The sequence below is a fragment of the Ruminococcus sp. 210702-SL.1.03 genome, assembly GCF_020559915.1.
Classification (GTDB): domain Bacteria; phylum Bacillota; class Clostridia; order Oscillospirales; family Ruminococcaceae; genus YE71.
In genome coordinates this window covers 46,433-61,189 of record NZ_JAJCLZ010000011.1, presented here as the reverse complement: position 1 = coordinate 61,189, position 14,757 = coordinate 46,433, and the positions used below count along the sequence as shown (strand labels likewise).

Genomic DNA, 14,757 nt, shown 5'->3' with positions numbered 1-14,757 from the left:
AAGGAAATCACAAATTATGGCTAAAGAAAGATGCGCTGTCTGCGGAAATATACCGCTGGTGCAGATACACAATCCGCAGGAGTATATGCTCTGCCTAGATTCATTCATGAGAATGGTCAACGCGGGCGACCTCACGATAGTTTACCAGACTTGCCCTCTCGACGAGGTGATAAAGGACGGTAAATTTTATCAGCAGAAGCTTTTCCACCAGTTCAAGTGCCCCGCCTGCGGCTGCATTTACGGTATGTATGTAGATGCTACGCAGGGCGGCGAGATAAAGCAGAACGATAAAGTATTCGTACCGCAGGAGTATTAAGGGATATGTTTTTTCTGTTGCCTAAAAAGGTATCGCTGGAAACTAAGATGTCCCCCGCCGAGTGCCGCCGCAAGCTTAACCGCGAGCTGATAGACTACACCCGCAAGCCCAGCTTGGTAGCGGCGAGCCAGTTCCTAAAAAAGCACCGCCTTGAAAACTGCTACTTCGGCAGCAGCGAGAAGAGCGGAAAGGTAGAGATATTCTACCACCGCGCCAAAAAGCACGACGGCTCTTCCGCAGGATTTTTCGGGCATATTGAGAAAACGTCGGGCGGCTCGCGCATAACGGGCAGCATACGCCGCACCGCTGCCGTGTACATCGCGGCGGCGCTTTGGACAGTTATAACGCTCTTCATAGCGCTGGTGCTCGTCGCGCTGAAAGAGTACAGCGGGGCTGCTTGTACGGCGGCTGTCATGCTGGCAGGTCTTGGGCTGATGCTTTGGGAAGGCTCGGCAGGGTATATACAGACCTACCTTGAAACGTTCCCGCCGATGAAGCCGAAAGAGCCTGAGCTTACCGACTCTGCGGATGATTCGGACGATACAGACGATTGACAGTCTGCCGCAAATTATAGGGAGAATTTGATATGGATAAATTACGCCGAGCGTTGCTTTTTGTTGCAAAAGCCTTGGTGCTGACGGTATTGCTTGTGCTCATGGGTACGGGCTGGCTGTTCCTGCTGTTTATACAGGGCGGCGGATTTTCCGAAAACGCCAAAATACCCATCTACTGGGTGGCGATCGACATACTGCTTTTCGCCGCCTGCATAGCGTTTTATGTGTTTATAGCCGTAACGCTCAGCAAGCTCGGCAGGAAAACCGACTGTCAGCCCAGCCGCCTAAAGCGCGCGAGATACCCGCTGCTGCTGGCGTTTGCATCCGCCGTGCCGATACTGATATGGGCGGCGGCAGGCCCCGTAAATGACTTCGCCGAAAAGCGGCTGGCTCTTTACCATTTGGAAAACGCGGACGTGGTCATAGAGTATCAAAACGACCTCGACTACAACGCCGATCTGCTGGGTACGGGTCTGCACCGCAGCACCGCGATAGTAGACCGCAGCGCAAAGCGGGCGACTTTCATTTTTCACTTTGATTACGATAAAATGAGGTCGTACAAGCTGAAAAAAGGCTTTTCGGCAGAGGGCATGAAGCTGCAGTTTACTCAGACCATTGGCGACGGCTGGATATTTTCGACATATTACAGCGGCGATAATGCGATATGCACCGAAGCCGTTGCCCTTCAAAACCCCGACGGCACGGTTTGGGGCAAAGATATTGGCGGCGAGTGGCTGGACTTCAACGGCGCATTATGCGATGATCTGAGCAAGATACTCACCGACACCGCGCAGATAGTGCCTTACAGCGAAGCCGAGCTTCCGCCATACGCTATGGGCGTGGAGCACAACAGCGTAGTGCCCGACATGGAAAACGGCAGATTGGGCATAGTTTACGGCGCGGAGAATAACGTGGTGCACTGCAGCAGCTTCACGCTTAATGAGGTAGAGATGATCGACGGCGTGTATGTGCAGGCAGAAGTGCCGCTGGGCGGCGGCGCGACGCTTTACGCTTACGCAAGAAACGACTATACTACCGATAGTCGCACCGACGGAATGGCGATACTCACCGCCGAGGGCAGGCTTTACGAATGTGCGGAATACCGCGAGTGGGGCCGCTACGGCTTTGAGAACAGCATTTACGCTGTGGATAAAAGCACGCCGAGGGACATCGTTTCGACTGTTTCGACAGTTCCCACAATAGATAATTAAATCAAAATCAGATAAATATGAAAAGAGGAAAAATTTATGAAGCTTGATTCAATGAAAGGCTTGAAGAGAACGCACTACTGCGCAGAAGTGCCCGACGACGCTAAGGAAGCCGTAGTCTGCGGCTTTGCCGACAGGGTGCGCGATATAGGTCACAATATTTTTATCAACCTGCGCGACAGAACGGGCATAGTACAGCTCGCATTCAATGACGATACCGACAGAGCCGTTTTTGAAAAGGCGCAGCAGGTAAAGAGCGAATTTGTGCTGATGGCAAAAGGCGCTGTACGCCCGCGCGAGAGCGAGAATGCCAAGCTAAAAACGGGCAAGATAGAGATAGCCGTTACCGACCTGCGCATACTTGCAAAGGCGGAAACTACGCCTTTTGAGGTCACCAATTCCGACAAGGTGAACGACGAGCTGAAGCTGCGCTACCGCTACCTAGACCTCAGAAACCCCAGACTTCAGAAAAACCTCATCATGCGCCACGAGATAGCTAAGGCGGCGAGAGAGTACTTCTACTCGAACGGCTTCCTCGAGATAGAAACGCCTATGATGATGCGCTCTACCCCCGAGGGCGCGCGCGACTACCTCGTGCCCTCGCGCGTGCACAAGGGCAGCTTTTACGCCCTGCCGCAGTCGCCGCAGATATACAAGCAGCTTTTGATGGTATCGGGCTACGACCGCTATGTTCAGATAGCCCGCTGCTTCCGCGACGAAGACCTGCGCGCCGACCGCCAGCCCGAATTTACCCAGATAGACCTTGAGATGTCTTTCGTAGACGTTGACGGACTTATCGAGATGGGCGAGGGCTTCTTGAAGCACATCTGCAAGCAGGTACTGGGCAAGGATATACCTACGCCCCTGCCGCGCATAACCTTTGCCGACGCTATGAACCGCTACGGCTCTGACAAGCCCGACACCCGCTTCGGCATGGAGATACAGAATATAACCGAAGCTGTAAAGGGGATAGAGTTCCCCGTATTTACAGGCGCGGTAGAAGCGGGCGGAAGCGTTCGCGCGATAGTTGCCGAGGGCGCTGCCGCGACCTACACCCGCAAGGAGATCGACAAGCTTACCGACCACGCAAAAGGCATAGGCGCAAAGGGTCTGGCGTATATTCGCTGGACAGCGGACGGCGCTAACTGCTCATTCAAGAAATTCCTCGGCGAGGGCGACCTTGATAAGCTGCTCGCGGCGCTGGGCGCTAAGGAAGGCGACCTCGTGCTGATAGCCGCCGATAAGGACAAGATAGCCCTGCCGGTACTCGGTGCGCTCCGCCTTATCATCGCGAAGAGAATGGATATTATCCCCGCCGACAAGCTGAACTTCCTCGTTATCACCGAAATGCCTTTCTTTGAGTACGACGACGAGAGCGGTAAGTGGCTCGCTATGCACCACCCGTTCACCATGCCGATGGAGGAGTGCCTCGACAGCCTCGATTCCGACCCCGCCTCCGTTCGCGCGCAGGCTTTCGACTTCGTTCTCAACGGCGTTGAGCTGTCCTCCGGCTCTATGCGTATTACCGACTTTGAGCTTCAGCAGAAGATGTTTGAGGCGCTGGGCCTTACCGACGAAGAGATAGCCGCGAAATTCGGCTTCTTGGTAGACGCTTACCGCTACGCCGCGCCCCCTCACGGCGGCATGGGCTTCGGTCTTGACAGACTCGCTATGATGCTCTGCGGCGCAGATTCGCTGAGAGATGTAGTAGCTTTCCCGAAGGTTCAGAACGCCAGCGAGCTTATGAGCGCCTGCCCCGCGCAGGTAGACCCCGAGCAGCTCGCCGAGCTGGGCATAGAGGTTTCGCAGACCGCGCAGGCTGATGATGAATAATTGAACTTTGGTTTAAACTATTGAACAAAAATAAGACCGTCCCTTTGTGCAAAGGGGCGGTTTTTTGTACAAATTGTTAGCAAAGCGTTGACGAAACCGTCATAATTATGCTATAATAAAATATGGTATTGTGTAACTTTTGGAGAGAAGAACTAAATCCCAAATATGATTAGAATTACAGAGATATAGATAAAAGCCTAACACAGAACTAAAAACGGAGGTCACCGATGAGTCAGACAGAAAAAACAATCGACTATTCTACCTATTCTTCGTACAAAGATACGGTAGCTTCGCTAACTGAGAGCTTGAAAGAGCTGCTTTCGCTGAGCGAGGAGATCTCGCTGAGCCATACGGCGGATTCTATCCGCGAAACCATCGAAAAATCAGCCGACGAGCATTTTGAAGTTGCCATAGTCGGCGAATTCAAGCGCGGAAAATCTACGCTTATAAACGCTATGCTCGGCGAGGACGTACTGCCCGCAGACGTGCTGCCCGCTACCGCTACGCTCAACCGCGTAACTTACAGCGAAGAGCCTTTCGTGCAGGTGGAGTATAAAGACGGCAGAAGCGAGCGCATAGATATAGACCAGCTGGAAAACTATGTTACAAAGCTTACGCTGGAATCAGAAGAAGTGGCTGAGACCGTAAAGGAAGCTACCGTTTATTACGATACCAATTTCTGCAAGAATAACGTTGACATCATCGACACTCCCGGTCTGAACGACGACGAGCAGATGACCAACGTTACCCTTTCCATACTGCCGAAGATCGACGCGGCGGTCTTCGTTATCAGCGCGAACTCGCCTTTCTCGCAGTTTGAAAAAGATTTCCTTGAAAAGAAAATGCTTACTTCCGACGTGGGCAAGATAATTTTCGTAGTAAACTGCTTCGGCACATTCTCGCCTGAGGACGAAAACAAGATAGTAGAAACAGTACGCACCAGAATAACAAAGTATGTAATGGACAAGGCGAAGATGGTAATGGGCGAGGACTCCCGCGAATTTGCCGTTTACAAGCGCAAGATAGGCACGCCCAGAGTAATAGGCCTGTACGCAAAGCGCGCGCTGACCGCTAAGAAAATAGAAGATCAGGGCTTGCTCGAGGAATCGAACTTCCCCGAATTTGAGCGTGCGCTGGAAACTATGCTGACCAAAGACCGCGGTACTATCACCCTCCAAATACTGGCTAACAAGATAACCAACTCGGGTACTGAGATACTGCGCTCGGTAGTAATGCAGGAAAACGCCCTCATGATGGCGAACGACGAATTTATGGAGCGCTACGAAGCCGCCATAGGCGAGATCGACGATATACGCAACAAAAAGCGCGCCGAGTTTGTAAAGATAAACAAGGCAGCTAATCAGGTGTTCTCCGACCTGCAGCCCGTGCTCGACAGCTATTGGGAAAACATCGAGGAAGCCGCTATGCATGTCATCGACAGCTACAGCATGACCTCCGACGACTTCAAGCGCGACAAGCTGAAGATAGTTACCAGCAAGATGACCGAAAAGATAAAAGAGAGCATAGAGGACAGAGCGCAGCTTATCTGCGAGCAGATACAGAACAACATCAACGTTGCCGTAAGCTGCGAGGCGGAAAGACTGCAAAGCTTTGAGGACGAATTCTTCGAGTCCGTCACCAAAATACAGGAAATGTTCGTTATGCCCGATAAGATCTCGAAAAACGGCACGGCTGCCGATAAGGGCATAGGCGCGGCGCTCGGCTCGTTCGGTGTAGGCGCGGCGTTCTTAGGCTTCCGCGAAGCGGGCGTAAAGGGCGCGCTGCTGGGCGGAGTTACGGGCTTAGTAAGCTTTTCTTCGATATTCTTCACCACCGTGCTGGCGCTCTCGCCCGCATGGCCCATCGCCCTCTGCCTTATGGCGGTAGCGGGTCTGGCAGGCACGTTCACAGCGGGCTTCGCGATAGATAAGCTGCTGGTGAACGAGAGAATAGATAAATACAAGAACAACTTCAAGACGCAGGTGAAAAAACAGTTTCACGAAATGCGCCTGAACAACGACTTTACCGAAACCGTCCGCCGTCAGGTATTCTCTGCATTTGAAGGACTGAAAGGCAAGATAGAGACCGAGACCGAGATCATACTGCGCGACACGCAGGAAACACTCGACAACCTCAATTCGCTCAAGACTGAGAAGAACAATATATCCGAGCGCGAGATGGACAGACTGCACAGCATAGCCGAAAAGGCGAGCGCGATAGTTTCCGACGCATACGCTGTAAGAAAGGTAATATCCGACTCGCTGGATAACGCGGCTGAAAATAACGAAGCCGTATAAGCGATACTGACCAAGAAATTACAGGAGGAAAGCAAACATGAGTGATACCGTTTCATCGGTAAACCCGCTTTTGTCGATAGATACAGATTTCCGCAGCTATCTGAACGCTTATACACGCTCTTTTCAGAACCACGTTATAGACGGTCAGCTCGATTACGCCATCGACTCAGACTTCGCCGTAAGGCAGAAGCTGATAGGTCTTTCGGGCTGGGGAAAACTTTCTAAGGCAATAAACGGCACGGATATTTCCGCCGAGGCCAAGCACCTTTTCTTGAAGTGCGAGCAGGCGGGCGCGCTGAAATATCCCGAGATATACGACGTACTAAAGCAGTGCAGCGAGCGCTTAGAGCTCAACCTGCCGATAGTGCTGCTGCGCAAGGACTACGAAAAGCCGCTGATATACTCGATAGCCAGCGACCTTATCGAGCCGAGCATAGTGATTACAAAAACGCTTTTTGATATGTGCAGCAAGGAGGAGCTTGAGCTGCTTATAGGCAGCGAATGCGGCAGGATACAGAATAACCACTGCGTCTACAACTGGGCTTTCACATATCTAAATTACAATAAGGACGCCTACAAGCCCTCTGAACGCTCGTATAAGGGCGCGGTAAACAGCCAGATAGTCGGCGCGCTGATAGACTGGATACGCTTTGCCGACGTAACGGCGAACCGCGCGGCTATGATCTGCATGACTAATCCCGGCAGATATATAGACGTATCATGCGGGCTGCTGAAAAAGGGCTACACTGATTTTTACGGCAGAAAGCAGGAAAATACCGACGCCGAAAAACTTATGCAGCTCTCGGCGGCGAACCACACTACCGCGGCGCGCAGCCTAAGACCCGCGGCTTCTCTTACCGACTTAGAGCGCAAGATAGTCGCTTCGGCTGAGTACCTCACCTGCGATTCGCTGTTTACATGGCGCACCGACCTCGAGGCTGCCGATTCGCACACCTGCACGGGACAGATATGCGATGTGCGAAGCAATATAATTTTGGCGGGAGGGCAGTGATATGAGCGAGATAAACGAATACTCAAACGTAAACGCCCACGCCGATATAGAAAAGATCCGCGCGATAACCGACAGCATTGCCGAGGACAAAGAGCTTGCCTCAATACTGGGACATGATTTTACCGAGAGCCTGAGCGACTGGAAAACGCTTATCGGCAAGCGCAGCTCCGAGCCTTTCACGCTGGTGATACTCGGCGACTTCAAGCGCGGCAAGAGCACTATAATCAACGCGCTGCTGGGCAGAGAGATAGCCCCCTCGAACGTTTCGCCCGAAACGTACACGATAAACGAGATCTCTTACGGCGAAGAGCGGGAAGTTACCGCCGTACTGGAAAACGGTCAGCGCGTGCCGCTGCAAATGGGCGATATTACGCGCGACAGACTTGAAATTTTGATGAAAATGTTCCCCGCTAAGGTGGAATATTTGGATATACGCGACAACGCGCCGATACTCAAAGAGATACGCATAGTCGACACGCCGGGTCTTTCAGACCTCGACGACCTCGACAGGCAGGTAACGGAATATCTGGTGAATGCCGACGCTATAATGTACGCGGCTTCAAGCCTGCTGCCGTTCTCTGAGTCGGAGCAGATGTATCTGGCTTCGCACGTTCAGCCCCGCCGCTTCGGTATGCTGTATGTGCTGGTAAATATGATCGACGCGCTCAATTCGCAGAGCGACGTGGACAAGATAATGCGCAGATTTAAAATGCTCTGCGAAAAGATAGTGCCGAACGCTTTCGTTTACGGCATAAGCGGCGCGGACGAGCTTCGCCGCAAGACCGGCGCTGCGCGGCTTCCCGATAAGGGCACTAAGGAATTTTACGAAACGCAGTTCATGCAGTTTGAAATGTCGCTGCAGCGCGATATTATCCTCAAAAAGGATATTATCCGCACCGAGCGCGTGCTCACCATGCTTGACGATATGGTGAGCGAAACCAGCGCGAAGCTGCATATGTTCTCGGAAATGGCTGAGATGGACTATAAAAAGCTGGAGGATAAAGAGCGCGGCTTCGACGAGCAGTGCAGCCAACTTTCGGCGGCGCTGGAAGAGTGCAAGCCGGTATTGCATCTCAGCATGACGGAAATGCAGCAGGAAGCGGAAAGCTGGATGTACGAATTTTTCGCCAAGCTGCGCAAGAGCATACTCGAATGCCGCAACAAGGACGCGGCGGGCAACGACATTTATTCATCAGAGGACATCGAGAAATACTTCTACTCCTACCTGATGGAAAAGGTGGGCGAGGCTTACCGCACCTGTATAGAGTATCACCGCGACAAGATGAAGGAAACGGTGGACAAGCTGAGCCGCCAGCTCGCGAAAAAGCTGGGTCTGGAAGACCTCTCGCAGGTAACGCAGGTCACCTCGGTAGACCGCATAATGCGCTCGCTGGGCAAAAACGTTATGCGGCAGGTAATGGGCGTGAAGCTCTTCGGTACGTCTGAAACGTTCCCGCCCGCTACCATGACGGCTTTCAGCAAGATACTCGGTAAGAAGAAGCAGACCGACATCATAGATATAGCGCTGGAGAATTACGACGATATACGCCTTAACATCGTAAACGACATTAAGAACGTATATCAGGATCTGGAAGTGAAGGCGCTTCAGCAGCTCGATGGTATCTACCAGTATCAGGCAGAGCTGGGCAAGGAAGCGCTGGGTCACGCAAAGCAGATAATGGAAAGCTACGACAGCGCGCAGATAGGCGGCACGCTCAAAGCGGCTATCGACAAGCTTTCAAAAGCTTCGGAAATTCTGAAAAAATACAAGCAGGCGTAAAGCCCTGCGCAAGTGCGAATATAGAAAGAGCCGAGCTGTCGGGAAATGGCAGATAGGCTCTTTTGCGTGCATTGTGCATATGTGCATAAAAATAAGGCGAGCAGTTTTTAGCTGTTCGCCTTTTGCATTTAAAAATATCAGTCGGCAGCGCTTTCGGTCATGTCAGCTGCGGGGGTGTTTGCTGCGAGAGCCGCGGTAGCCTGATCGTGCCATGAGGGCTCCTGCTCAGGTATCTCGGCAAGCTCGTAATTTCCGGTAAGTTCATTGAGAATGTAAATATCAGCCGACTTTAAGTCCTTAGCTATGGTAGCTACTTTGTTGTAAAGCTTTGACTTATATGTATAGAACTCGAAGATGTAGCATTTCTTTTTGCCATCGGCAGTCTTTATTCTTTCAAGACCGGTGTAGCCGTACATTTTCTTTCCGCTGGTATCGGGGAAAAGCTCGGAAGAAGCCTCGGTAACGTAATCGAAATCAGCCTCAGCCTCATCGGGAAGCTCGGTAAACTCGGTATCGGGCAGCGACTCAGTACCCTGCGTAGTGGTCTCGGCAACGGTTTCAGCAACTTTCTGCGGAGCTGCTGCCTTTTTGGAAGATGTATCAGAGCAGGAACAAAGCGCCATCGCTGCGGAAAGCGAAACGGCTGCTGCGACTATTAAAGCTTTCAGTTTCATTTTATATACTCCTTGTTAATTAAGTACCTATGTGGTACAACGTCATAACATAACTACAATTTTTCAACGTATAAGAGTATATCACAAAACTTTTTCATTGTAAAGGTGGGTAAAAGTTTTTTTACAAAAAAATTCCGATTACAACAAAAACGCTATAATCGGAATTGTGTTTTTATGCAATTTCACAAGCAATTGTTACATTCTGTAACATATCGCCAGCCGTTCCCGCATTAGACCGGCAGGCAATGAAAAGCTGCTTTTTAGTCGTACTCTACAACGTCGAGCCAGCGCATGAGGAACTCCTTCTCGCTTTCGATGCCCCTGTCAAGCTGGGCGGCAGCTACGATAGGAAGCCACTGCTGAACGTATTTCTTTGAGGTTCCGGTCTTCTGGCAATATTTCTGGAGGTACATATCAGCGTACTGCGGGCGTTTCAGCGAGAGCAGCAGGTAAGTCTTGGCTACGTCGGCGGAAGCGTTGCCCTGACGAGCCGAACCCCAGTTGAGAACGTAAGTGCCTTCGTCGTTAAGGATAACGCAGTCGGGGCTGAAATTGTTGTGACAGAGCTTTATGTGCTTCGGCATAGAGTCGAGTCTGGTGAGCAGCTCGTACTTCTTTATCTCGTCGATCTGGCCGAGCGACTTTATCTGGCGAGCCAGCTTGTCTTTCAGCTTCGAGAGCAGCGGCATATACTGCGCGTGGATCTCGCACTGTATGTCTACCAGTTTGTCGATGTACATTTCAGCCTTGTCGGGGTTCTCGTCGATGAGCTGACCCAGCGTTTTGCCGTTTATCCAGTCCATAGAGATAGCCCATTTGCCGTCTATCAGCGAAACCTCGTGCAGTACAGGCATCTTTATACTTGAAAGACCTAGGGTAGTTTCTACTCTGGCGTGGGTAAGCGCTGCGTACAGGCACTTTTCCTTGTATTTTTCATCTTTGTAAACTCTTATAGCAAGTCCGTCTGATTCGTAAACGTCGTAAATATCTCCTGAGGCTACAAAATTTTTCAGTTCCATAAGTCATATCTCCTTTTCATGACGAATTAAATTTATCAGGCAAAGCGTAAATGTTAGATTTAGTTGTGTAATCTGACGATTTATGTTCGCTTGATTTATCATGTCTATATTATACTACACTTTTTCCGATTTGTCTAGTCTTTTTTGTGCAAAATGATATTGTTTACATAATGTTAAGCAGGTATATAATGAAAATACATATTTAGAGTAAGAGTGAAAACTGCGTGAAAAGAGCAAGTGATAAATTTGTAAAGATTCATTGTGCATAATGACGAATGATTTTTGTCTAAGTTTTATAATTCCTGCGAGCTTATTTGTGAATAATAGATATAATTCGGGGCAAAATGACTTAAAAAGCTGTGAGTTTGACAGATTGACAAAAAAATAACAATCTGCTATAATAGTATCATGGGATATGAAAATATCCGACACCGTAAAAGAATAAAACGGTTATTTGGAAGCAGACTTCATTAGAAAGTCACGCCGCGCGCTGAGAAGCGGCAAATGGCGCTTTGAAAACGCCAAGAAAGGAATGGTTAGATTTATGGCTAAGGAAATTAAGCTCGTAGACAGCGTTGAAACGCTCGAAGCCAAGATTGCGGAAGTTAGAGCCGCACAGGCTGTTTTCTCGACCTACACTCAGGAACAGGTCGACAAGATCTTCAAGGCTGCTGCTATCGCTGCAAACAAGGCAAGAATACCCCTCGCAAAGATGGCTGTTGAAGAAACAGGCATGGGCATCGTAGAAGATAAGGTAATCAAGAACAACTACGCTGCTGAGCATATTTACAACGCTTACAAGAACACCCAGACCTGCGGTGTATTTGAGGAAAACAAGGCATACGGCACCACCAGAATCTATGAGCCTATCGGACTCATCGGCGCTGTTATCCCTACCACCAACCCGACTTCTACCGCTATCTTCAAGACCCTTATTTGTCTGAAGACCAGAAACGGTATCATCATCTCCCCGCACCCCCGTGCAAAGAAGTGCACCATCGAGGCTGCTAAGATCGTTTACGAAGCAGCAGTTGCGGCAGGCGCACCTAAGGGCATCATCGGCTGGATCGACGTTCCTTCGCTCGACCTCACCAACATGATCATGAGAGAGTCTGACACCATCCTCGCTACCGGCGGCCCCGGAATGGTAAAGGCTGCTTACTCCTCGGGTACTCCCGCTCTCGGCGTAGGCGCAGGCAACGCTTCCGCTATCATCGACTCTTCGGCTGACATCGTAAACGCTGTAAACTCGATCATCCACTCCAAGACTTTCGACAACGGTATGATCTGCGCTACTGAGCAGACCGTTATCGCTGACAAGACTATATACAACGACGTTAAGAAAGAGTTCATCAAGAGAGGCTGCTACTTCCTTAATAACGAAGAAGCTGACAAGATCAGAAGCACCATGCTTATCAACGGCGCTCTGAATGCTAAGATTGTTGGTCAGCGCCCTGTTACCATCGCTAAGATGGCAGGATTTGAAGTTCCCGAAGATACTAAGGTACTCATCGGCGAAGCTACCAGCACTGATCCTGATGAAGCTTTCGGCCACGAAAAGCTCACCACCATCCTCGGTATGTACAAGTCGAAGAATTTCGACGATTCGCTCAATATCGCTGAAACTCTGCTTGAGAATAACGGCGGTCTGGGTCATACCTCGGTACTGTGGATCGACAACGTAAACGAGAGAGAGAAGCTCAATAAGTTCGCTGCAAGAATGAAGACCTGCCGTCTTATCGTAAATACTCCTTCCTCGCTCGGCGGTATCGGCGACCTCTACAACTTCGATTTCGCTCCTTCTCTTACACTTGGCTGCGGCTCTTGGGGCGGCAACTCCGTATCTGAGAACGTAGGCATCAAGCATCTTTTGAACATCAAGACCGTTGCTGAGAGGAGAGAGAACATGCTTTGGTTCAGAACACCTGAAAAGGTTTATTTCAAGAAGGGCTGCCTGCCCGTAGCTCTCGACGAGCTGAAAAACGTAATGGGCAAGAAGAAGGCCTTCATCGTTACCGACCAGTTCCTTTACAAGAACGGTTATACTAAGGCTATCACCGATAAGCTCGACGCTATGGGCATTATCCACGAAACATTCTTCGACGTAGCTCCCGACCCGACACTTGCTTGCGCACTCGAAGGCGTAAAGGCTATCAGAGCTTTTGAGCCTGACACCATCATCGCTATCGGCGGCGGTTCTGCAATGGACGCCGGCAAGATCATGTGGGTTCTTTACGAGCATCCCGACGCTGACTTCTTCGACATGGCTATGCGCTTCATTGATATTCGTAAGCGTGTATACACCTTCCCGAAGATGGGCGAAAAGGCTTACTTCATCGCTATCCCGACTTCTTCCGGTACCGGTTCTGAGGTTACTCCTTTCGCAGTTATCACTGACGAAAAGACCGGAACCAAGTATCCTCTTGCCGACTATCAGCTGATGCCTAACATGGCTATCGTTGATACCGACATGATGATGAGCGCACCCCGCGGCCTGACTTCCGCTTCCGGTATCGACGCTCTGACTCACGCTCTCGAAGCTTACGCTTCCATCATGGCTACCGACTACACTGACGGTCTTGCACTGAGAGCTATCAAGCTGATATTCACCTACCTGCCCGACTGCTACGACAACGGCCAGACCGCTGTTAAGGCTCGTGAGGAAATGGCTAACGCTTCCACTATGGCAGGTATGGCATTCGCTAACGCATTCCTGGGTGTTTGCCACTCTATGGCTCACAAGCTCGGCGCTTATCACCACCTGCCTCACGGTATTGCTAACGCTCTGCTCATCACCCTCGTTATGAGATTCAACGCTAACGCTTGCCCCAGAAAGATGGGTACCTTCTCGCAGTACCAGTATCCTCATACTCTTGAGAGATACGCTGACTGCGCTGCTGCGATCGGCATCAAGGGCAAGGACGACGCTGATACTCTGAACAAGTTCATCGACGCTATCGAGCAGCTCAAGGCTAGAGTCGGCATCAAGAAGACCATTGCTGAGTACGGCATCGACGAGCAGGACTTCCTCGACAGACTTGATAACATGGTTGAGGACGCATTCGACGACCAGTGCACCGGCGCTAACCCGAGATACCCGCTGATGAGCGAGATCAAGGAAATGTACCTGGCTGCATACTATGGCACCGAGTACAAGGGCTGATCTTACAACTAGATTTCAAGCATCGCCGCGCCGCATAGCGTGACGAAAGCTTCCAAATAACAAAAGAGGCTGTCGCAGTACAAAAGCTGCGGCAGCCTTTTTATATGCAAAAAAACAGCATGGCGCGAAAACCATGCCGTTTTTCTTAGTTGTTGTAATACGCTTCCAGCTCGTCAACGTTCTTTTTCCTGCCCGCGTTCCCGCCCACGATGAGCATTATCACGCCGATAAGTGCGAAAAGCCCGCCGACTCCGCCGAATATGTAGTAGATCAAGTTGAAAGATCTCAACCCCTCGCCGATGTAATAATTCTTTCGCGGCGAATCAGGGTCGTAGTGGATCTCCACCTCGTCACCCTCAAAAAGGTCGGCAAACTCGCTGCTGTAAATGTTATTCTGCGCAGTGACCTGCCTGCCGTCATCGGTCGTAAATTCCACGACAGGGGAGTATGAGCCGCCCTCGTCGCTCTCTTTCACCCGCACCACAGTCGCCTGCGTTTCGGCGGTGCATCTGTTCTCCATGCCTCTGATGTGGCTTCGCGAGATCATGCAGATGCCGAGAAAGATAATGCCGATGAAAAGAAATATCCCGCCCATCACGACGAACACCATCCGCGCGGCTTTAGCCCCGTCGGCAGAAGAGATGTGGCGGCTGTAAAGAGTTTTTGAAGTGCCGAAATTATCCATAAAATTTGCTCCTTAGATTGTATTATATTAAAGTATATCACAAAATTCGGCGCGGTGCAAGTTTGATTTTGAAATCACGCCGACTTAACAGAATTTTTACAATCGAAAAGCGTTTTCAACCGTATTTTTCGCCAATAATGCTTTCTGAAAGTACGTTTCAACGTACAGTGTTGAAAATAAATTGTTGCAAATCAAGGGAAAATGAGCAGAGTTATT

11 protein-coding genes are annotated in these 14,757 nt (G+C 50.4%); 8 read left to right on the top strand and 3 right to left on the bottom strand.

Translation table 11 applies throughout. The features are described 5' to 3' along the window. Window positions 1-16 precede the first annotated feature (16 nt). The 7 genes from LI114_RS07550 (at window position 17) to LI114_RS07520 (ending at window position 9,000) form a co-directional block, all read left to right on the top strand. Window positions 17-316 carry a hypothetical protein gene (locus LI114_RS07550; protein ID WP_022126607.1) on the top strand — a complete coding sequence of 100 codons (300 nt, stop codon included), beginning with the start codon at window positions 17-19 and terminating at the stop codon, window positions 314-316. 5 nt (window positions 317-321) lie between these two features. Next, the gene (locus tag LI114_RS07545; RefSeq protein WP_227220150.1) at window positions 322-870 is read left to right on the top strand and encodes a hypothetical protein; all 549 of its coding nucleotides are present in this window, start codon (window positions 322-324) and stop codon (window positions 868-870) included. 32 nt (window positions 871-902) lie between these two features. Beyond that, window positions 903-2,081, top strand: coding sequence for a hypothetical protein (locus LI114_RS07540; RefSeq protein WP_227220149.1), 1,179 nt, complete (start codon window positions 903-905; stop codon window positions 2,079-2,081). Window positions 2,082-2,117: 36 nt separating this feature from the next. After that, window positions 2,118-3,911 carry an aspartate--tRNA ligase gene (aspS, locus tag LI114_RS07535; protein ID WP_227220148.1) on the top strand — a complete coding sequence of 598 codons (1,794 nt, stop codon included), beginning with the start codon at window positions 2,118-2,120 and terminating at the stop codon, window positions 3,909-3,911. A 227-nt stretch (window positions 3,912-4,138) separates the two neighbouring features. After that, a complete protein-coding gene (locus LI114_RS07530; protein ID WP_227220147.1) occupies window positions 4,139-6,208 on the top strand; it encodes a dynamin family protein in 2,070 nt (689 codons plus the stop codon). A 37-nt stretch (window positions 6,209-6,245) separates the two neighbouring features. Further along, on the top strand, window positions 6,246-7,220 hold the full coding sequence (locus LI114_RS07525) for a M48 family metalloprotease (protein ID WP_022126612.1): 975 nt from the start codon (window positions 6,246-6,248) through the stop codon (window positions 7,218-7,220). A gap of 1 nt (window position 7,221) precedes the next feature. Continuing rightward, a complete protein-coding gene (locus LI114_RS07520; RefSeq protein WP_227220146.1) occupies window positions 7,222-9,000 on the top strand; it encodes a dynamin family protein in 1,779 nt (592 codons plus the stop codon). A gap of 137 nt (window positions 9,001-9,137) precedes the next feature. On the opposite strand, the gene LI114_RS07515 is transcribed toward LI114_RS07520, so the two are convergent. Together LI114_RS07515 and LI114_RS07510 are read right to left on the bottom strand one after the other, a co-directional pair. Beyond that, entirely contained in the window at window positions 9,138-9,674 is a 537-nt protein-coding gene (locus tag LI114_RS07515) for a hypothetical protein (RefSeq protein ID WP_227220145.1), read from the bottom strand. A gap of 260 nt (window positions 9,675-9,934) precedes the next feature. Then, complete coding sequence (locus LI114_RS07510) at window positions 9,935-10,693, bottom strand: phosphotransferase (protein WP_227220144.1); 759 nt, start codon at window positions 10,691-10,693, stop codon at window positions 9,935-9,937. Between the two features lie 532 nt (window positions 10,694-11,225). Between LI114_RS07510 and adhE the strand changes: the two genes are divergently transcribed. Beyond that, window positions 11,226-13,856, top strand: a complete 2,631-nt coding sequence (gene adhE / locus LI114_RS07505; protein ID WP_227220185.1) for a bifunctional acetaldehyde-CoA/alcohol dehydrogenase — start codon at window positions 11,226-11,228, stop codon at window positions 13,854-13,856. Window positions 13,857-14,001: 145 nt separating this feature from the next. Here adhE and LI114_RS07500 read toward each other — a convergent pair whose 3' ends face one another. Beyond that, window positions 14,002-14,541, bottom strand: coding sequence for a DUF3592 domain-containing protein (locus LI114_RS07500; RefSeq protein ID WP_022128017.1), 540 nt, complete (start codon window positions 14,539-14,541; stop codon window positions 14,002-14,004). Between the last annotated feature and the right edge of the window lie 216 nt (window positions 14,542-14,757).